Raw genomic sequence first — 23163 nt, forward strand, 5'->3', positions numbered from 1 at the left:
CGGCGCGGTGTAACAGATGACTGAGCGTCGCCTGCATCGCGGGCAAGCCCGGCTCCCACAGGGCATGTGTCAAGCTCGCGGGCCTTTTAATTTTCCCCCCGCTTCATCCGTTCCGTAGGGATAGCCGAGCCAAAGCTCGATTGCCAACGTGTACGGAAGAAGTCAGATGAATGCTGAGAAGTCCCTCAAACTTGCCCGCCGGTTCATCGAATTGCCGCTTGAAAAACGCCGGTTATTCCTCGACGGTCTGCGTGCGGAAGGGATCGACTTTTCGCAGTTTCCGATTCCTGCCGATGTGCCTCAGGCGGATCGCCAGGCGTTGTCCTACGCACAGCGGCGCATGTGGTTCTTGTGGCAACTGGACCCGCACAGCGGCGCCTACAACTTGCCCGGTGCCGTGCGCCTGACCGGCACGCTTAACCTCAGTGCGCTGGAACAGGCGTTCGCTTGTGTGGTGCAGCGTCACCAGACCTTGCGCACGGTGTTCCGGCAGAACCCTGACGACAGCCTGGAGCAAGTCGAGCGTCTGGCGCCGATCACCGTCGAACATGTGGATTTCACCCTGTTGCCGGCCATCGAGCGCGAACAAGCGGTGGCCGCAGAGGCGCAGCAGCAGTCGCTGCACCCTTTCGATCTGGCCAATGGCCCGCTGCTGCGGATCAAGCTGCTCAAGCTTGGCGCTGACGAGCATGTGTTGCTGCTGACCTTGCACCACATCGTCTCTGATGGCTGGTCGATGAACGTGCTGATCGACGAATTTATCCGCAGTTACGATGCCTTTGTGCGTAACGAGGCGCCGTCGTTGCCTGAGCTGGCCATCCAGTACAGCGACTACGCCCTGTGGCAGCGCCGCTGGCTGGAGGCGGGTGAGCAAGCGCGGCAACTGGCGTACTGGCAGGCCAAACTGGGTGATGAACACCCGGTCATCACCTTGCCCAACGACTACCCGCGCCCGGCCGTGCCCAGCTATCGCGGCACGCGCCATGAGTTCGCCGTAGCCCCGGAGCTGGTTGAGCAGTTGAGGGCCTTGGCCCAGCAGCACACGGTCACGCTGTTTATGCTGCTGTTGGGTGCGTTCAACATCCTGTTGCAGCGCTACAGCGGGCAAAACGATCTGCGCGTGGGCGTGCCGATTGCCAACCGTAACCGCCGTGAAGTCGAAGGGTTGATCGGCTTCTTTGTGAACACCCAGGTACTGCGCACCCAACTGACGGCAGACACCACCGTGGCCGAATTGCTGGCTGCGGTCAAAGAGACTGCGCTCGGTGCTCAAGCCCATCAGGAGCTGCCGTTCGAGCAGTTGGTAGAAGCCCTCAAACTTGAGCGCAACCTGAGCCACAACCCGCTGTTTCAAGTGATGTACAACCACCAGCCGCAAGTGGCCGACATTGAAGCGATCAAAACGGCTTCGGGGCTCACACTGGGCCTGATTGAGTGGGAAGGGCGCACCACGCAGTTTGACTTGAGCCTGGACACCTACGAGAAATCCGGCCGCCTGCACGCAGCGCTCACCTATGCCAATGACCTGTTTGACGGCGCCACCATCAGCCGTATGGCACGGCACTGGTGCAACCTGCTGCGAGCGCTGGTGGACCACCCCGAACGGCGGATCGGTGAATTACCGATGCTCGACGCCAGTGAAATACAGACCCGTGTGCACGACTGGAACCGCACCCACGCTGAATACCCGACCCAAACTGGCCTGCAGGTGTTGATTGAAGCCCAGGTTGAGCGCACCCCCGACGCCACGGCGTTGGTGTTTGGCGCGCAGTCCCTGAGCTATGCGCAGCTCAATGCCCGCGCCAACCAATTGGCCCATGAGTTGCGTGAACGGGGTGTCGGCCCGGATGTGCTGGTGGGGATTGCCGTAGAGCGTTCAGTAGAAATGGTGATCGGCCTGCTGGCGATTCTCAAGGCGGGCGGCGCCTATGTGCCGCTCGACCCGGAGTACCCGGCCGAACGTTTGAGCTACATGATCGACGACAGCGGGATTCAGTTGCTGCTCACGCAAAAGCACTTGCAGGCGGCATTGCCACAACACATCCCGGTCATGTGCCTCGATTGTTTAAACGACCAACAGATCGCGAGGCAAGCTCGCGCCTACAGTACAGAGAATCCGGTTGATCTGACCCGGCCGCAAAACCTCGCCTATGTGATCTACACCTCCGGCTCTACCGGCAAGCCCAAGGGCGCGGGTAACACCCATGCCGCGTTGGTCAACCGCCTGAGCTGGATGCAGCAGGCGTATCGCCTGACGGCCGACGATGCCGTGCTGCAAAAGACCCCGTTCAGTTTTGATGTGTCGGTGTGGGAGTTTTTCTGGCCGCTGCTCACCGGCGCACGTCTGGTGGTGGCGCAACCGGGTGAACACCGCGAGCCGCTGCGCCTGATCGAAACCATTCGCCAGCAGCAGATCAGCACGCTGCATTTTGTGCCGTCAATGTTGCAGGCGTTTATTCATGAGGTGGGCGTTGAGCAGTGCACCAGCCTGCGGCGGATTGTCTGCAGCGGGGAAGCGTTGCCGGTTGATGCTCAGCAGCAGGTGTTCAGCAAACTGCCCGATGCAGAGCTGTACAACCTGTATGGCCCGACCGAAGCGGCTATCGATGTAACGCACTGGACCTGCATCGATGAGGGTGCGGCCAGCGTGCCGATTGGCTTGCCCATCGCCAACCTGCGCACGCTGGTGCTGGATGCCAACCTCTCGCCCGTAGCCTTGGGCGTGGCCGGGGAGTTGTATTTGGGCGGGGCCGGGCTGGCGCGCAGTTACCACCGTCGTCCGGCGCTGACGGCAGAGCGTTTTGTGCCGTGCCCGTTTAATCAGGGCGAGCGCCTGTACCGCACCGGCGATTGGGTGCGCCAGCGGGTTGACGGGGTCATTGAATACCTGGGCCGGCTTGATCATCAGATCAAACTGCGCGGGTTGCGCATTGAGCTGGGAGAAATCGAAGCGCGTCTGGCCGAGCAGCCGTCCGTGCGCGAAGCTGTGGTGCAGGTGCTCGACGGCAAGCAACTGGTGGCCTACGTGGTGCTGCATGCGCAGGCGCCTGCCGACCCTTGGCAAGCGGAATTGGCCAGTCAACTGCAACTCAGCTTGCCGGACTACATGGTGCCTAACCACTGGGTCAGCCTTGAGCGTTTGCCGCTGTCGCCCAACGGTAAGCTCGATCGTAAAGCCTTGCCGCGCCCGGACATCAGCACCGTGCAGCAAGACTACGTCGCACCGGCCTCTGAGCTGGAACAGCGCCTGGCCGAGATCTGGCAACAGGTATTGGGCGTGGCGCAGATCGGTGTCGATGACAACTTTTTTGCCCTGGGCGGCGACTCGATCATCTCGATCCAAGTGGTCAGCCGTGCCCGTCAGGCCGGGATCGCCTTCAGCCCTCGCGACCTGTTCCAGCATCAAACCATTCGCAGCCTTGCCCGGATTGCCGCGCTGAGCACCGAGACCCTTGTCGATCAGGGTTTGGCCACGGGTGCGGTGGCGCTGGCGCCGGTGCAGCAGTGGTTTTTCAGCCTGGACATGCCCCAGCGCCAGCACTGGAATCAGTCATTGCTGTTGCACCCGCGTCAGCCGGTGGATGCCGGGTTACTGGAACAGGCGCTGAACACGCTGGTGAGCCATCACGATGCACTGCGTTTGCGCTTTGTTCAGCACCCCGGCCAATGGCAGCAAGCCTATGCCGAGCTGCCGAACGAGCCGCTGCTGTGGCAGCGCCAGGCCGCGTCAACTGACGAGCTCAAAACCCTGTGCGAACAGACCCAATGCAGTCTGGACTTGCACAACGGCCCGTTGCTGCGGGCGTTGCTGGTGGACATGGCCGATCACAGTCAGCGCCTGTTACTGGTAATTCACCACCTGGTGGTGGACGGCGTGTCGTGGCGGGTGCTGCTTGAAGACTTGCAGCAGTTCTACACCCAGCCGCTGCAGGCTGCGCAGGCCAAAACCAGCGCCTATCAGGCCTGGACCGCCCGTTTGGCCGAGGAGGCACAGGTGCGGGTCGGGGAACTGGCGCTGTGGCAGCGCCAACTAGCCGGTGCGTCCAGCGAGTTGCCGTGGGACCGGCCTGATGCCGGTTTGCAAAACCGCCATGCTCGAACCTTGGGCCTGACCCTCGACGCCGAACTGACCCGCCAGTTGCTGCAAGTCGCCCCCGCCACCTATCGCACACAGGTCAACGACCTGCTGCTGAGCGCGTTGGCGCGGGTTATTTGCCGCTGGAGCGGGCAGCCCAGCAGCTTGATCCAACTGGAAGGCCATGGCCGCGAAGACCTGTTTGCCGACCTCGACCTGTCGCGCACTGTGGGCTGGTTTACCAGTCTGTACCCGGTGCAATTGACCCCGAGTGCTTATCTGGGTGACTCGATCAAGTCGATCAAGGAGCAACTGCGCAGCGTGCCGGACAAAGGCGTGGGCTATGGCCTGCTGCGCTATCTGGCAGGCGAGGGCGTGGCTCAACAACTGGCCAGCCTGGCAACGCCGCGCATTACCTTCAACTATCTGGGCCAGTTTGATCGCCAGTTCGATGACACCGCGATGTTTGCCCCGGCCACTGAAAGCGCCGGGCTGGCGCAGGACGAAAACGCACCGCTGGCCAACTGGCTGAGCATCGAAGGGCAGGTATATGGCGGCGAGCTCAACCTGCAATGGACCTACAGCCACGAGATGTTTGATGACGCCACTGTGCAGGCATTGGTGGACGATTATCGGGGCGAACTGACGGCACTGATTGCCCATTGCGTCAACAGCGAGCAGGGCGGCATGACCCCGTCGGACTTCCCGCTGGCACAACTGACCCAGGCGCAACTGGACGCCCTCAAAGTTCCGGCCAGTGCCATCGAAGACATCTACCCGCTATCGCCGATGCAGCAGGGCTTGCTGGTGCACACCTTGCTCGAGCCCGGCTCGGGCATTTACTACATGCAAGACCGTTACATCATCGACAGCGAAATCGACCTGCCACGCTTTACCGCAGCCTGGCACGCGGTGGTGCAGCGTCATGACGCGTTGCGCGCTTCGTTCAGCCTCGACGATGACGGCCAGATGCTGCAAATCATCCACCGCGATGCTGCGCCCAACGTGCAAGTGCACGACTGGACGGATCGCCCCGAGGGCGAACACGAAGCGGCGTTGCAAACGTTGCTGGCCGAAGATCGGGCCCAAGGCTTTGACCTGCTCAACTCGCCGCCTTTCAGCCTGCGCCTGATCCGGCGCAGCGCCGGGCATTACTGGTTCATCCTCAGCAACCACCACATCCTGATTGATGCCTGGTGCCGCTCGCTGTTGCTGCAAGACTTCTTTGCCCTGTACAGCGGCCAGCGCAGCCTGCCGCCCGCGGCGCGGTATCGCGACTTTATTGAATGGCTGCAAGCCCAGGGCGAGCGCGAGGCTCTGCAGGCCTGGAGCGCTGAACTGGCCGGGTTTGAACAGCCGACGCCATTGCCCTTTGACCGTGCCGTGCGCCGTCAGGGCGGGTTCTCGCAGATCGGTGATTGCTATGCCGACCTGGAGGTCAGCCAGGGCCGCGCCTTGCGCGAACTGGCCCAGCGTTACCATGTGACCGTCAACACCCTGACCCAAGCCGCGTGGGCGCTAGTGTTGCAGCGCTACAGCGGGCTCGACGAAGTGCTGTTTGGCGTCACCGTGGCCGGGCGCCCGGTCAATCGCCCGGAAATGCAAGACACCGTTGGCCTGTTCATCAACAGCATCCCGCTGCGCATGCGTTTGCCGCAGGCAGGCCGGCGGGTCAGCGTGCGCGAGTGGCTGCAAGGGGTGTTTGCGCACAACCTGGCGCTGCGTGAGCACGAACATTTGCCGCTGTTGAGCATCCAGGCGTGCAGTGCGCTGGACAAAGGCCAGCCGATTTTCGACAGCCTGTTTGTCTATGAAAACGCCCCGGTGGAGAGCGCGGTGGTCAGCGGCGCCGAGCAGATCAGCGCCAAGTCCGACAACGCACGCACTCACACCAACTACCCGATGACCGTGGTGGTGTACCCCGGCGATGCGCTGGGCTTGCACCTGTCCTACGACAAACGCTTTTTTGATGAGGCCACGGTCGAGCGCTTGCTGGCGGACTTCAAGCGCTTGTTGCTGGCGATTGGCGAACACGCCGAAGGCAACGTTGCCGACCTGCCGTTAGTGGAGGCTGGCGAGCGTGCGCAGTTGTTGCAGGCGGGCAACCAGACCGCTCGCGATTACCCGTTGGCGCAGGGATATGTACGGCTGTTTGAAGCGCAGCTGGCGGCGCATCCGGAGCAGGTGGTTGCCACGTGCCTGGACCTGCGCTGGACCTACCAGATGCTGGATCAGCGGGCGAACCGGCTCGGCCATGCCTTGCTGGCGGCGGGCGTCACTGTTGATCAGCCGGTGGCCTTGCTGGCCGAGCGCAGCCTCGAACTGCTGGGCATGATGCTGGGCACCTTCAAGGCCGGGGCGGGCTACTTGCCCCTCGACCCGCACCTGCCGACCCAGCGCCTGTTGGCGTTGCTGCAACTGGGGCATGTGCCGTTGCTGGTGGCCAGTGCGGCGTGCCGCGAACAGGCCGAGCGCGTGCTGGCCTTGCTCAGCCCGGCGCAGCGCCCGCCCTTGCTGGTGTGGGAGGACGTGCAAGGCGCCGGGTATTGCAGCACTTCACCGGGCATCTACACCGCGCCCAACAATCTGGCCTATGTGATATTCACCTCGGGCTCCACCGGCACGCCTAAAGGGGTGATGGTCGAGCAGGCCGGGATGCTGAATAACCAACTGAGCAAGCAACCGTATCTGCACCTGAGTGCGGCGGACGTGATCGCCCAGACGGCGTCGCAGAGTTTTGATATTTCGGTGTGGCAGTTCCTCGCGGCGCCGTTGTTAGGCGCGCAAGTCGACATCGTGCCCAACGTTATCGCCCATGATCCGGCCGCCTTGCTGGCGCATGTGGCCGTACGCGGGATCACCGTGCTCGAAAGCGTGCCGTCGCTGATCCAGAGTCTGCTCGACGAGCCCGAGGGTTCGCTGGCTGCGCTGCGCTGGATGCTGCCCACCGGCGAAGCCATGCCCCCGGAGCTGGCGCGCCGCTGGTTGCAGCGTTATCCGCAGATTGGTCTGGTCAACGCCTACGGCCCGGCGGAATGCTCGGACGACGTGGCGCTGTTCCGTGTTGACGTGGCGTCGGCCCAAGGCGCGTATTTGCCGATTGGCCTGGCCACCGACAACAACCGTTTGTATGTGCTGGATGGCGACTTGCAGCCGGTGCCGACCGGTGTGGTCGGTGAGTTGTACGTGGCCGGTACGGGCGTGGGCCGGGGCTATTTTGCCGACCCGCTGCGCAGCGCGGCGGTGTTTTTGCCTGACCCTTACGCCGCGAGGCCGGGCGAGCGCCTGTACCGCACCGGCGACCTGGCCCGGCGGCGCCCGGACGGCCAACTGGAATACGTGGGCCGTATCGACCAGCAAGTCAAAGTGCGCGGCTTTCGTATCGAACTGGGCGAAATCGAGTCGCGTCTGCGTGACTTGCCTGGCGTGCGTGAAGCTGCCGTGGTCGTGCAGGACAGCCCGACCGGCAAGGCGCTGGTGGCCTTTGTGGTGGCCGACGATGAAGCGAGTGCCTGGAGCGAATGGCGCGAGACCTTGAAAGCAGCGCTCAAGGCGCAACTGCCGGACTACATGGTGCCGCTGCACTGGGTTCAATTGCAGAGTTTGCCACTCAATGCCAACGGCAAGGTTGATCGCAAGGCGCTGCCCCAGGCCCAAGCGGCTGACTGGCAGCGCGAGGTGATTGCGCCCCATGCCGGGATCGAAACCCGTATAGCCGCGATCTGGCAAGAGGTGCTCAAACTTGAGGCGGTCAGCCGCGACGACAACTTCTTTGAACTGGGCGGCCATTCGCTGCTGGTGGCACAAGTGGTGTCTCGGGTGCGCCAGCAGCTCGGCATCGAACTGGCGCTGAGCAGCTTGTTTGAAAGCAGCGTGCTCAGCGATTTCGCTGCCCGTTGCGCCTCACAGCCGCAAACCCTCAGTCAGCCGCCATTGCGCCCGCGTGCGCCCGGCCAGCCCGGCGTGTTGTCGTATGCACAGCAGCGCCAATGGCTGCTCTGGCAGCTCGACCCGCACAGCTCCGCGTACAACATTCCGGCGGCGCTGCGGCTTAAAGGCTCACTCGATCGCGAGGCCTTGCTACGCAGCTTCAACGCCCTGCAACAACGCCACGAAACCTTGCGCACCACCTTTGTTCAGGACGGTGACCAGGCCCGTGGCGTGCTGCACGCACATTTGCCGTTGGTGCTGCGTGAATTAACCCTCGATCAGCCATCAGCCGCGCAGATTGACACCCAAGTGGCCGAAGAAATGCGTCAGCCCTTCGACCTGCGCACGGGGCCGTTGCTGCGCGTGTTGCTGCTCAAGGTCGCGGCCGATGAGCACGTGCTCGTACTGACCGTGCATCACATTGCGGCTGACGGTTGGTCGATGCAGGTGATGGTCGATGAATTCACTGAACTGTACCAGGGCCATGAGCTGCCGCCCTTGGCCGTGAGCTACGCCGATTACGCCACCTGGCAGCGCGACGGATTGCAAGCCGGCGAGGGCGAGCGCCAGTTGAACGCCTGGCGTGAGCAGCTCGGCAGCCAGCATGCACCGCTGGAGCTACCTAGCGAGCTGGTTCGCCCGGCGATCCGCAGTGAGCGGGGGGCGCGTTTGGACGTGGCCATTGAACCGGCATTGGCGAGTGCACTGCGGCAGTTGGCGCAACAGCACAATGTGACGCTGTTTATGCTGCTGTTGGCCAGTTATCAGACCTTGTTGCATCGCTACAGCGGCCAGTCGGCGATCAATGTCGGGGTGCCGAATGCCGGGCGTGGACAACTCGAAACGGAAGGCTTGATCGGTTTCTTTATCAACACCCAGGTGCTGCGCAGCGAGATCGACGGCCAGCAAACGTTTGCCAGCCTGTTGCAACAGGTCAAGCGCAACGCCCTGTGGGCGCAAGCGCATCAAGACCTGCCGTTCGAGCAACTGGTGGACGCGCTGCAGCCGCAGCGCAGCCTGAGCCACAGCCCGCTGTTTCAAGTGCTGTTCAATCATCAGCGGCAGATCGGCGAGAGCGTCGAGCGGCAACTGCCGGGCCTGAGCATTGAGCGCATGGACTGGCAGCAGCACACGGCGCAGTTCGATCTGGCGCTGGACACCGAAGAGCAGGGCGAGCACTTGCACGCCAGCCTGACCTACGCCTGCGATGTGTATGACGCCGCGACCATTGAGCGCTTGGCCGGGCACTGGCTGAACCTGCTGCGCGCGGTGGTGCAGGCACCCCAGCAACGTATCGCTGAATTGGCCATGCTGAGTCCGGGCGAGCAACAGGCGTTGCTGACGCACTGGAACCCGCAGGTTGAGGTGCAGCCTGCCGGGCCAACCCTGCACCAACTGTTCGAGGCGCAGGCCGCCTTGCACCCGCACGCTCTGGCGTTGCGCTGCGGTGATGATTCGCTGACCTATGCAGCGCTCAACGCCCAGGCCAATCGCCTGGCCCGCAAACTGCGCGAGCGCGGTGTCGGCCCGGAAGTGCGGGTTGGCATTGCCACTGAGCGGGCTGTGGCGCTGGTGGTCGGGGTGCTGGCGATTCTCAAGGCCGGGGGCGCGTATGTGCCACTCGATCCGCAATACCCCGCCGAGCGCCTGAGCTACATGATCGAAGACAGCAGCATTCAGTTATTGCTGACCCAGGAGCACCTGCTGGAAAACCTGCCGCCGCGGGTCGGCGTGCAGGCTCTATGTCTGGAACATGTTCAGTGGGAGGCGTTTAGCGCCGACAATCTGCTCAACCTGACCCAGCCCGACAATCTGGCGTATGTGATCTACACCTCGGGTTCCACCGGGCGCCCGAAAGGGGCGTTGCTGAGCCATGCCAACGTCAGCCGTTTGCTCAGCGCCACCGCCGATGAGTTTGCCTTTGGTCCGAGTGATGTGTGGACGCTGTTCCATTCCTATGCGTTCGATTTCTCGGTGTGGGAGATGTTCGGCGCGCTGTGCACCGGCGGGCGTCTGGTGATCGTGCCGTACTTCATCAGCCGCGAGCCGCAGGCGTTCCATCAGTTGCTCTGCGATGAGCAGGTCACGGTGCTCAACCAGACCCCGACGGCGTTCCGGCAATTGCTGCCCATTGCCTGCAACAGCCCGCAAACCCTGGCCTTGCGCTGGGTGATCTTTGGTGGCGAAGCCCTTGATGTGGGGAGCTTGTGCCCGTGGTACGCGCGCTTTGGTGATGCGCCCACCACGCTGGTCAACATGTACGGCATCACCGAAACCACGGTGCATGTGACCTGGCGCGGCCTGAGCGCGCAAGACCTCGATGCCAAGGTACAAAGCCCGATCGGCCGGCCCATCAGCGACCTCAGCTGGTATTTGCTCGACAGCCAGTTGCAACCCGTAGCGCCAGGCTGCGCCGGTGAGTTGTACATCGCCGGGGCCGGTCTGGCCCGTGGCTACCACGGTCGCGCCGGGCTCACCGCCGAGCGTTTTGTGCCCAGCCCTTTTGCGCCGGGCGTGCGCCTGTACCGCAGCGGCGACCTGGCCCGCCAGCGCGCTGACGGCAACTTCGACTACCTGGGGCGGATTGACCAGCAAGTGAAGATTCGCGGGTTCCGCATCGAGCTGGGCGAAATCGAAACGTGCCTTAAACAGCAAGTGGGCGTCAGCGATGCGGTGCTGAGCGTGCATCAAGGCCAGCTCTGCGCCTATGTGGTGGCCGAGCAGACGCCAATCGATCCGTTGGCGTGGCGCGAGCATTTGCGCACCGCGCTCAAGGTCGATTTGCCGGATTACATGGTCCCGAGCCACTGGCTGCTGCTGGAAGCCCTGCCGCTGACCGGTAACGGCAAGCTCGATCGCAAGGCGTTGCCATTGCCTGACGCCGAGCACTGGCAGCGCCCTTACAGTGCCCCGGTGGGCGACCTGGAAACCAGGCTGGCAACGATCTGGGCCCAGGTGCTGGAGGTCGAGCGGGTAGGGCGCCACGACAACTTCTTTGAATTGGGCGGGCACTCGCTGCTCGCAGCCCAGGCCAACGCCCGGGTCGAACTGGAACTGGGCCTTGAAGTGGCGCTGCGCGCGCTGTTCGAAACCCCCGACCTGCACGCCTATGCCGCTCTGGTACAGGCCCAAACGCCTGCGGATAACGATGTTCGTCTGAGCGCACTTGAGTCGCTGCTCGACGAGATGGAGATCAACTGATGGAACACTCTACCGCCTGGCGTATTGCCAACCGCTTCGCCAGCCTTGCCCCACAGCAGCGCCGAGAGTTCTTGCACAAGATGCAAGAGCAGGGCGTGAGTTTCGGCCAGTTGCCGATCCCGCAGACCGCATCGCCAGACGCACCCTGCGCGCTGTCCTATGCCCAGCAACGGCAATGGTTTTTGTGGCAGCTTGACCCGCAGAGCGCCGCGTACCACATCCCGGCCGCCTTGCGTTTGCGCGGCGAGCTGAACGTGGCGGCGTTGCAGCACAGTTTTGATGCCCTGCTGGAGCGCCATCACAGCTTGCGTAGGGTCTTTGTCTGTGGGAGCGGGCTTGCTCGCGATGCAGACAACGCGGAGTTTCTGGACAACAGCGGTGATGCTATCGCGAGCAAGCCCGCTCCCACAGATTCAGCAATGCTGTTGACCCGCCACGACCTGCGCGATCAGCCGCCATCCGAACGCCTGAACCTGGCGCTGCGCCTGGTCGAGCAGGACATCGCGCAACCGTTCGATCTGCAACACGGGCCGTTGCTGCGGGTGAGCCTGTTGCAACTGGACGCGCAGGATCATGTGCTGGTGCTGACCTTGCACCACATCGTGGCTGATGGTTGGTCGATGGGCGTGCTGGTCGACGAGTTTTCACAGTTGTATGCCGCCCATGCCCAAGGCAAAACCCTGGCGTTGCCCGCGCTGGCGATTCAGTACGTCGACTACGCCCTGTGGCAAAGGCGCTGGATGGAGGCCGGGGAGCTGGAGCGGCAACTGGACTGGTGGCGCGGGCAACTGGGCAGCGAGCAACCGGTGCTGGAGTTGCCCAGCGACCGCTCACGCCCTGTGCAGCCAAGCCAGCACGGCGCGCGACTGGATTTCGCGCTGCCAGCCGAGTTGGCCAAAGGCCTGCTGAGCTTGGCCAGGCAGCGCGGGGTGACGCCGTTTATGCTCTTGCTGGCCAGTTTTCAAGTGCTGCTGCACCGCTACAGCGGCCAGCAGGATCTGCGTATCGGTGTGCCGGTGGCCAACCGCACGCGGGCGGAAACCCGTGGCCTGATCGGCTTTTTCGTCAATACCCAGGTGCTGCGGGCCGAGCTGGACGGGCGTATGCCGTTCAGCCAATTGCTAAGCCAGACCCGTGACCGCGCACTGGATGCCCAGGGTTATCAGGACGTGCCCTTCGAACGGCTGGTCAATGCCTTGCAGGGCGAGCGCAGCCTGAGCCACAGCCCGTTGTTCCAAGTGATGTTCAACCACCAGCAAAGCCGCCCCGGCGCACTGCGCGGGATGCTCGCCGGTTTGCAGGTCGAGAGCCTGGAATGGCAGGGGCGCACCGCTCAGTTTGACCTGCAACTCGATACCCATGAAGAAGGCGAGCACCTGCTGGCCAGCCTGACCTATGCCACTGATCTGTTCGATGCCCCGCGCATTGAAGCCATGGCCGCGCATTGGCGCACCCTGCTGGCTGGTGTGGTGGCGAACCCTGAATGCGCGATCAGCGAATTGCCGATGCTCGCCGCACATGAAATCGAGGCCACGCTGTATGGCCTGAATGCCACCCAACAGCACTATCCCGGCCCCGCCTGCGTGCACCAGCACATCGAAGCGCAAGCGGCGGCCACACCGGAGGCTTGTGCGCTAGTGTTTGCCGGGCAGTCGTTGAGTTATCGCGAACTCAATCAGCGCGCCAACCGTATGGCGCATCAGCTGCGCGAGAGCGCAGTGGGTCCGGAAGTGCGCGTGGGCGTGGCCTGCGAGCGTTCTCTGGAGCTGGTGATTGGCTTGCTGGCGATTCTCAAGGCCGGGGGCGCTTACGTGCCGCTCGACCCCGAATACCCGGCTGAACGCCTGGCCTATATGGTTGAAGACAGCGGCATCAGTTTGCTGCTGACCCAGGCGCACGTGCAGATGGCGTTGCCGCCACACATCCCCGTCATGATCCTGGACCCCAGTGTAGGAGCGAGCTTGCCTCGCGAACTCTCAAACGATCATGAGCGCGCTGAAAACCTGACTAACCTGGCACATCCCGAGAATCTGGCCTATGTGATCTACACCTCGGGCTCCACCGGCCGCCCCAAAGGCGCAGGCAACAGCCATGGCGCGTTGTACAACCGGCTGGCGTGGATGCAACAAGCTTATGGCCTGAACGCTGCCGACCGGGTCTTACAGAAAACCCCGTTCAGTTTTGACGTGTCGGTGTGGGAGTTTTTCTGGCCGCTGATGCATGGCGCGATGTTGGTGGTCGCCGCTCCTGGTGCGCACCGCGACCCGCAGCAACTGGCGCAACTGATCGTCGAACAGGGGGTTACCACCCTGCATTTTGTGCCGTCGATGCTGCAAGCCTTCATCAACAGCGACGAGGCTGTGCAGTGTCACTCGCTGCGACGGATTGTGTGCAGCGGCGAGGCGCTGCCGATTGCCTTGCAACGCCAGACAATGAGTAACCTGCCCCAAGCGGCGCTGTACAACTTGTACGGGCCTACCGAAGCGGCCATCGACGTGACCCACTGGACGTGCGTTGAAGAACACCGCGACAGCGTGCCGATCGGGCGGCCGATTGCCAACCTGCGTAGCTACGTCCTCAGCCCGGAACTGTTGCCCTTGCCGACCGGCGCCATTGGCGAATTGTACTTGGCGGGCGCGGGTTTAGCCCGGGGCTACCATGCGCGCCCGGCATTGACGGCCGAGCGCTTTGTGGTCGACCCGTTTGGCAGTGGCGAACGGCTGTACCGCACTGGCGACCTGGCGCGTTATCGCGCTGACGGTGCTATCGAGTACTGCGGCCGGATCGACCATCAGGTGAAAATTCGCGGCCTGCGCATCGAGCTGGGCGAGATCGAAGCGCGCCTGCAAGAACACCCGCAGGTTCAGGAAGCGGTGGTGCTGGCGCTGGATAACCAGTTGGTGGCGTATCTGGTGCCCAGCGACGTGGCGCTGCTGGAACACCCCGAAGCGCAAACCGTCTGGCGTGACACCCTGAAAGCCCATGTACTGCTGAGCCTGCCCGATTACATGGTGCCGACGCAGTTGCTGTTGATCGAGCGCATGCCGCTGAGCCCCAACGGCAAGCTGGAGCGCAAGTTGTTGCCGGCGCCGCAGGCCAGCGTCAGCCAGCGGGTTTTCGAGGCACCACGCAGCGACAACGAACGTCAGTTGGCAGCGATTTGGCAAGCCGTACTGGGGCTTGAACAGGTCGGCCGTCAGGACAACTTCTTTGAGCTGGGCGGCGACTCGATCATCTCGATTCAGGTGGTCAGCAGGGCGCGGCGTGCCGGGTTGCGCTTGCAGCCGCGTGACCTGTTTCAACAGCCGACCTTGCAGGCGCTGGCCGCTGCGGCAAGCCCGCTACAGGTCGCACACATCCCTCAAGGGCCGGTGGAGGGCACGCAAACACTGACCCCGGTGCAGCAGTGGTTCTTTGCCAATCAAACCGAGCAGCCCCAGCACTGGAACCAGTCGGTGCTGCTGGACGTGCGCGAGCCGCTGGACTTGCTGCGCCTGCAAACCGCCTTGCAGCAGGTATTGGCCCAACACGACGCGTTGCGTTTGCAGTTCCGCGAGCAGGCCGGGCAATGGACGGCGCGCTATGTGCCGCTGGACAGCAGCGCGGCCACCGATTTGCTGTGGACCGCCCAAGTGCAAAGCTGCGAGGCGTTACAAGCCTTGTGCGACGAGGCGCAGCGCAGTTTGTCGCTGCACGACGGGCCGCTGCTGCGCGCGGTGTTGATCGACCACGAGCAAGGGGCCCAGCGTTTGTTGCTGGTGATTCATCACCTGGTGGTGGACGGCGTGTCGTGGCGGGTCTTGCTTGAAGACTTGCAGGCGGCCTACGCCGGGCAAGCCCTGGCAGAAAAAACCAGCGCCTTGCAAGACTGGGCCCGGCAGTTGTCGGCCTATGCGCAAAGCCCGGCATTGATGGCAGAACGCGACAGCTGGTTGCAGCAGTTGCAAGGCGCCAGGGCCCGGTTGCCCCATGCCCGCACGGAGGCCAGCCAGGCGTTGCGTCATCGCCAGGTGGTGAGCCTGGGCCTGGACCGGGCGCAGACCCGGCACTTGCTGCAACAGGCGCCTGCGGCGTATCGCACGCAGATCAATGACCTGCTGCTGACCGCGCTGGCCCGTGCCCTGTGCGAATGGACCGGCGATTCGACGGCCTTGATCCAGCTGGAAGGCCACGGCCGTGAAGACCTGTTTGCGGATATCGACCTGACCCGCACGGTGGGGTGGTTCACCAGCCTGTTCCCGGTCAAGTTGACCCCAGCCGCGGGCATGGCTGAGTCGATCAAAGCGATCAAGCAGCAACTGCGTGAGGTGCCGGGCAAGGGCTTGGGCTTTGGGCTGTTGCGCTACCAGGGCGATGCCCAGACCCAAGCCAGCCTCGCGGCCTTGCCGCAGGCACGGGTGACGTTCAACTACCTGGGCCAGTTTGACCAGAGCTTCAACGACGACGGGTTATTCGTCCCGGCTCAAGCGGCCAGCGGCGCGGCGCAGAGCCTGGATTCGCCGTTGGCCAACTGGTTGTCGGTCGATGGCCAGGTGTATGGCGGTGAATTGAAGCTGGACCTGAGCTTTAGCCAGGAATGTTTCGACACGGTGGATATCGAGGCCCTGGCCTCAAGCCTTAAGGCCCAGTTGCAGGCGCTGATTGAGCATTGCCTCAACCCGCAGCACAGCGGCGTGACCCCGGCGGATTTCGCGCTGGCTAACCTGACCCAGGCGCAACTTGACCAACTGCCCGTGCCGCCACGGCAGATCGAAGACCTGTATCCGCTGTCACCGATGCAGCGCGGTTTGCTGTTCCACAGCTTGTACGAGCCCCAGGCCGGGGCCTACGTCAACCAGCTCAGCGTCGCGGCGAGCGGGCTGGACGCCAGCCGCTTGGCGCAGGCCTGGCAGGCGACGCTGGATGCACACCCGATTTTGCGCAGTGGTTTCCATTGGCCCCAGGGCGCCAGTGAGCCGGTGCAGGTGGTGCAGCGGGCGCTGGAGTTGCCGCTAACCGTGCTCGACTGGCGCGGCCGCGCCGAGCAAACCGCCGAGCTGGAGTTGCTGGCGCGCAGCGAGCGTTTGCAGTTTGATCCGGCCCAGCCACCGCTGCTGCGTCTGGCCTTGGTGCGTCTCGATGAGCAGCGCCAGCAACTGATCTACACCCATCACCATTTACTGCTGGATGGCTGGAGCAATGCCTTGCTGCTGGGTGAGGTGTTGCAGCGTTATGCCGGGGTTGAGGTGGCCACTCATCAGGGCCGCTTTGGCGACTACATCGGCTGGCTGCAAGGGCAGGATGCTCAGGCCGATGAAGCCTTTTGGCGTGCGCAACTGGCGACCCTGGACAACCCGACGCTGTTGGCACAAAGCCTGGCGCACGGTGGTTCAGACAGCAGCGAGTACGCGGATCATCGGCAGGTGTTTGATGGGCCGAGCAGCGAGGCCTTCAATGCCTTTGCCCGCCAGCACAGCATCACCCTCAACACCTTGGTGCAGGGCGCTTGGGCGGTATTGTTGCAGCGTTACAGCGGTCAACAGACCGTAGCGTTTGGCGCCACTGTGTCCGGGCGTCCGGTGGATCTGCCGGGTGCAGAAAACCAGCTCGGGCTGTTTATCAACACCTTGGCGGTGATCACTCAGCCACAGGCGGCTGAAAGTGTGGCGCAGTGGTTGAGCCGCTTGCAGGCGCATAACCTGGAGCTGCGCGAGCATGAATTTACCGCGCTGAGCGATGTGCAGCGTTGGGCCGGGCGTGCCGGTGAGCCGCTGTTCGACAGTTTGCTGGTGTTTGAAAACTTCCCCATCGGCGCGGCCTTGCAGCAGGGCGCGCCAGAGGGCTTGAGCTTTGCCGTACCGGCCAACCATGAGCGCACCAACTACCCGCTGACGCTGGCGGCGGTCAGTGAAGGCCAGTTGAGCCTGACCTGGAGCTTCTTGTGCAGCCATTTTGAACCGGCGGCCATTGCCCGGATGAGCGAGCACTTGGCGTGCCTGCTGCACGCCATGGTGGCGGCGCCGTTGTGTGCGCTGGGCGAATTGCCGTTGCTAAGTGCTGTCGAGCACACCCGACAATTGCGTGAGTGGAACCTGCCCCCTAAAGCCGCGACCGAGCAGAGTGTGCATCAGTTGATCGCCGCCCAGGCGGCGCTACGCCCTGACGCCACGGCGCTGATCTTTGACAGCAGCACGTTCACCTATGCCGAACTCAACCAGCGGGCCAACCGTTTGGCCCATCGCTTGCGTGAACTGGGGATCGGCCCCGAAGTGCGGGTGGGGCTGGCGGTAGAACGTTCGCCGCAGATGATTATCGGCTTGCTGGCCATTCTCAAGGCCGGGGGCGCGTATGTACCGCTGGACCCGGCGTACCCGCCAGAGCGCTTGAGTTACTTGATGCAGGACAGCGGCATTGCCTTGCTGCTGAGCCAGTCGTGGTTGCGCAAGCAGTTACCGCAGATCGACGGCCTGCCGCTGCTGGAACTCGACCGTGAAGACGTCAGCTACTTGCCGACCAGCAACCCGGTCAACTTGGTCACTGCACAGAACCTCGCGTACCTGATTTACACCTCGGGTTCGACCGGGCGGCCCAAAGGCGTGAGCGTGGCCCACGGCCCGTTGGCCATGCATTGCCTGGCCATTGGCGCGCTGTACGGCATGACCCCGAACGACCGCGAGCTGCAATTTGCTTCGATCAGTTTTGACGGTGCCCACGAGCGCTGGCTGACCCCGCTGGTGTTCGGCTCGGCGTTGATGCCCCGTGACGACGAGGTCTGGAGCGCGCAGCGTACCTGCGAAGAAATCGAGCGCCACGGCATCACCATCGCCTGTTTTACCCCGAGCTATTTGCTGCAAATGGCCGATTACATTGGCGAAGCCGGGCGCAGGCTGCCAATACGCTCCTATACCGTGGGCGGTGAGGGCATGCCCAAGCACGCCTTTGATGAAGTGCAGCGCGTGTTGCAACCGCCGCGCATCATCAACGGCTACGGCCCGACCGAAACGGTGATCACGCCGTTGATCTGGTGCGCTTATCCGGACACCCAATTTGACTCGGCGTTTTTGCCGATCGGGCGCCCGGTGGGTGAGCGCAGCGCCTATGTGCTGGATGTCAGCTTGCAGCCGCTGCCAGTGGGTGTGGCGGGTGAGCTGTATTTGGGCGGCGAAGGCATTGCCCGCGGCTATCACCAGCGCCCGGACCTGACCGCCGAACGCTTTGTGCCCGACCCGTTTGTACCGGGCGCGCGGCTGTATCGCAGTGGCGACCTGGCGCGGCTGCGCGAAGACGGTGTGGTCGAGTACCTGGGGCGGATTGACCAGCAAGTGAAGATTCGCGGGTTCCGCATCGAGCTGGGCGAAATTGAAGCCTGCTTGCTGGAGCACGATGGCGTGCGCGAAGCCTGGGTGGTGGACCGCGAAGGCCCGCTCAGCCGTCAGTTGGTGGGCTATGTGGTGGCCCGTGACCCGCTGGCCGACGAGGCGACGTTGCGCCAAACGCTGGTCGATCATCTGCGCAGCCGTTTACCCGCGCATATGCTGCCCGCCCATGTGCTGTGCCTGGCGGCGTTACCGCTGACCCCCAACGGCAAGCTGGACCGGCAGGCGCTGCCGTCACCGCAGGCCTGCCGGGAGGTGGCTGAACGTGTCGTGCCAGGCACTCCGGCCGAGGTGTTGCTGGTTGAGATCTGGCAGGAGTTGCTGGGGCTGGAGGCGATTGGCGTCACCGAGAACTTCTTCGAGCTGGGCGGTGATTCGATCATCTCGTTGCAAGCGGTGAGCCGTGCCGGGGCCCGTGGGCTGGCCTTTACCCCCAAGCAGTTGTTCACCGCACAAACCATCCGTGCGTTGGCGGCATTGGCCCAGACTGCCGAGCCGCAACGGCTTGAAGCCCTCAACACTCCGGCGTTTGCCCTTGCACCCGACACGCTGGCAATTGATCGCAATGAGCTGGACGATGTCTACCCGCTGTCGCCGATGCAGCAGGGCATGCTGTTCCATTGCATCGAGTCGCCCGAGCTTAATCTGTACGTCAACCAGTTGAGCGTGGCGGTTGAAGGCTTGCAGGTAGAGCGTTTTCGCGCCGCCTGGCAAACCTTGCTCGAACGCCATGAGGTGCTGCGCGCTGCGTTCCGCTGGCGTGACGGCGTGACCGAGCCGATGCAAGCGGTGTATCGGCATGCCGAACTGCCGATTGTCGAGCTGGACTGGCGTGATCATGCCGCGCCCGAAGCCGCCTTGCAGGCACTGGCCGCGGATGAACAGGCCCGTGGCTTTGACCTCAACTGCCCGCCGTTGATGCGCTTCACCCTGGTGCATGTGGGCGAGTCCCGTGTGCAAATGATCTGGACGTACCATCACTTGCTGCTCGACGGCTGGAGCGCCTCGCGCCTGCTCGGTGAGATGCTCCGCGTGTACGCCGGGCAGGCGTTGCCAGCGCTGACCGGGCGTTATGCCGACTACATCAGTTGGTTGCAGCGCCAGGACGCCTCGCTGGCCGAACACTTCTGGCGCGAGCGCCTGCAAGCGCTGGATGCACCGAGCATTTTGGCCAAGGCCGCGAATACTCAAGGCAGCGGGCATGGTGTGTTGTACAGCTATCTGGACAGCGCGGCGACCCAGCGTCTGCATCGCTTTGCCAATGCCCAGCGCGTCACCCTGAACACGCTGATTCAGGGGGCCTGGCTGTTGCTCTTGCAGCGTCACACCGGGCAGCGCAGCGTGGCCTTTGGCGCCACCGTGGCCGGGCGACCGACGCAATTGGCCGGGGCGCAGGACATGCTCGGGCTGTTTATCAACACCTTGCCGGTGATCCAGATCCTCGACCCGCAGCAGGCGCTGGGCGATTGGTTGCGTCAGGTGCAGGACTACAACCTGGCGATCCGCGACTTTGAACACACGCCGCTGGCAGATATTCAGCGCTGGGCCGGGCAGGGCGGGCAGGGGTTGTTCGACAGCATCATCGTGTTTGAGAACCACCCGGTAGACCGCGCTTTGCGCGGCGAGCAGGACGGAGAGCTGCGCTTTGCCGAGGTCGGCAGCGGCGGGGTGACCAACTTCCCGATGGACTTGATGGTCAGCGCCAGCGAGCAAGGCCTGGAGGTTGAATACCTGTACCTGCGCGAGCGCTTCAGTGCGCCTGAGGTCGAGCGCATTCGTGCGCAACTGGAAGGGTTGCTGGCACAGTTGCCGCAAGACGCCGAGCGTTTGATCGGTGCCATCGGCTTGCCCAACGCCTGTATCGAACCGACGCATCCCGCTCTGCCGGTGACTGATCTGGTGCAGGGCTTTAGCCAGCAGGTGTTGCGCCAGCCGCAGGCCAGGGCGCTGAGCTGTGACGGCCGCGAACTCAGTTATGCCGAGCTTGAGCGTCAAGCCAATGGGCTGGCTTGTGAGTTGCAGTCCCGAGGCATCGGCCCGGAGGAGGTGGTGGCCGTGGCGCTGCCGCGCTCGGAGCTCACCGTCGTAGCGTTTTTGGCGGTGCTCAAGGCGGGCGCGGCGTACCTGCCGCTGGACCTGGATTACCCCGCCGAGCGTCTGGCCTATATGTTGGCGGACTCGGGCGCGAGCCTGTTGCTGTGCCGCAGCGACGTCGATCAGCGGGTGGCGTTTGATCCGGCCCTGGCGCGGCTGGAGCTGGACACACTGGCGGACGTTCAAGGCACGCCGCACCCCGTGCAGCCATTGGCCGGGCACCTGGCGTATTTGATCTACACCTCGGGCTCCACCGGCCAACCTAAAGGCGTGGCGGTGGCCCGCGAGCCGATTGCGCGACATTGCCAGGGAATTATCGAGCTGTATGAGCTGAGCCCGGCGAGCCGTGAATTGCACTTTATGTCGTTCGCGTTCGACGGTGCCCAAGAACGCTGGCTCAGCGTGTTGTTGGCCGGTGGCAGCCTGGTGATTCGTGGCGACCACCTGTGGACTCCCGAGCAGACCTTGCAGGTGCTGCATGAGCAGCAGGTCAATGTGGCGTGCTTCCCGCCGGCTTATCTGCAACAACTGGCCGAAGTGGCGCTGACCCAAGGGCCGCCGCCAGCGGTGCACACCTACTGCTTTGGCGGCGATGCGGTGCCGGATGCCAGCTTTGAAATGGTTAAACGCGCCTTGCAACCGCAGCGTCTGGTCAATGGCTACGGCCCGACAGAAACCGTGGTCACGCCGCTGCTGTGGCGCGCCGAGGTGACGCAGCAGTGTGACGCCGCCTACGCGCCGATTGGCCGCAGCGTGGCCGGGCGCGGTGTGTACGTGCTGGATGCGGACATGAACCCGTTGCCGGTGGGCGTCAGCGGCGAGTTGTACTTGGGCGGTGAGTGCCTGGCGCGCGGTTACCATCACCAGCCCGGTTTGAGCGCCGAGCGCTTTGTGCCGGACCCGTTCGATGCCAAGGGCGGGCGCATGTACCGCACCGGTGATCTGGTGCGCCAGCGTGAAGACGGCATAGTCGACTACCTGGGTCGTCTGGACCAACAAGTGAAGATCCGCGGTTTCCGCATCGAACTGGGCGAAATCGAAGCGCGCCTGCGTCAATGCGAGGGCGTGCAGGACGCGGCGGTCAACGTCTTTGAGGGTGTGACCGGCAAGCAGTTGGTGGGCTATGTGGTTGCCGCGCCCGGTCAGGGCCTTGAGCGCGAGGTGAAAGAGCAACTCCAGGCGCAACTGCCGGACTACATGGTGCCGGCGCAGATCGTGCAACTGGCACGGTTGCCGCTGTCGGCCAACGGCAAGCTGGATCGCCGCGCCTTGCCACAGCCCCAGCGTGCCCAAGACCATTACCGCGCGCCGCGCAATGCGCTGGAACAGGCCTTGGTGCAGATCTGGCAAAACGTGCTGGGCCTGGAGCAAGTCGGTATCGACGATAACTTTTTTGAGCTGGGCGGCGACTCGTTGCAGGTGTTGAAAGTCATCTCGCAGGTCCGTCATCAGGCGCATTTGGGCTTCAGCCTGAAACTGCGCGACCTGATGCAAAAGCCCTGCATCGCGCAACTGAGCGGTTATGAACCGCACATTGCGGCCTTTGCGCCGGACCCTTTGTTGGCGCTCAACAGCCGGGTCAGTGGCGTGCCGCCGTTGTTCTGCCTGCACGCGGGGTTTGGCACGGTGTTCGACTATGAACCGCTGGCCCGTAAATTGGACGGGCGCCGCAGCGTCTATGGAGTGCAGTGCCGAATGTTGCTGGATCCGGCATGGCAGGACGACTCATTGCAAACCATGGCCCAGGCCTACGCCGGGCATATCCGCCAGCAGCAGGCTCGCGGACCGTATCACCTGCTGGGCTGGTCGCTGGGCGGAGCGTTGACCTTGCTGGTGGCGCAAGAGCTGGAGGCCCAAGGCCAGGAAGTGGCGTTTGCCGGATTGGTCGACAGCTACGTGGCGGGTACGGCGCAAGCCAGTGACGGGCGTGAAGATCTACAAGACTTTTTGCGCTTCGTGCTGGGCGTGACGCAGGCCGAGGCGCAGACGCTAATGGCGGATGACCAGCATAGTGCCGAGCAGGTGATTGAAGCAGCGCTGACCACCCATGAGCATGGCGTGTTGGGGGCGGCAGAACTGAGCCAGATCTTCGCCGTGGGTGCACGGCTCAAACACTTGGCGTTGGCCCAGCGCTGCTTGCCGCAGACGCGGGTGCAGGCCCACCACTGGTGGGTGGCAGGCCGTGAAGACGAGCGCCGGGTGCACGCGGCACAAATCGGCGCGGGCGCCAGCCATGAGGTGTTGAGTGGCGGCCATTACGAATTGATGCGCCATGCGCGATTGCTGGCACAACTGGATGACCTGTTGGCTGTGCAGCTTGATCTGGCTTGAACGGGGGCGGAGCAAAAGATCGTTATCAAATATGAACTAAGCGATTGATTTTAAAGAATCTGTAGGAGCGAGCTTGCTCGCGATCTTTTGATCTTGATCTGGTTTTTGATCTAAGAGGCCCCGTTAAACCACGCTGGCCGAACGCAGGTTTTGCGCAGAGGGTAACCAGGCAGGAAG

Annotated in this window: 2 protein-coding genes; both read left to right on the top strand. The window is 63.4% G+C overall.

The window, feature by feature from the left end; translation table 11 throughout:
* The first annotated feature begins 166 nt into the window (after nucleotides 1-166).
* Nucleotides 167-11206, top strand: a complete 11040-nt coding sequence (locus TU84_RS09790) for a non-ribosomal peptide synthase/polyketide synthase (RefSeq protein WP_048368862.1) — start codon at nucleotides 167-169, stop codon at nucleotides 11204-11206.
* Nucleotides 11206-22986 carry a non-ribosomal peptide synthetase gene (locus TU84_RS09795; RefSeq protein WP_048368863.1) on the top strand — a complete coding sequence of 3927 codons (11781 nt, stop codon included), beginning with the start codon at nucleotides 11206-11208 and terminating at the stop codon, nucleotides 22984-22986. The genes TU84_RS09790 and TU84_RS09795 overlap by 1 nt, the downstream gene beginning before the upstream one ends.
* The last annotated feature ends 177 nt before the right edge of the window (nucleotides 22987-23163 follow it).

It is taken from the genome of Pseudomonas helleri (genome assembly GCF_001043025.1).
Lineage (GTDB): Bacteria > Pseudomonadota > Gammaproteobacteria > Pseudomonadales > Pseudomonadaceae > Aquipseudomonas > Aquipseudomonas helleri.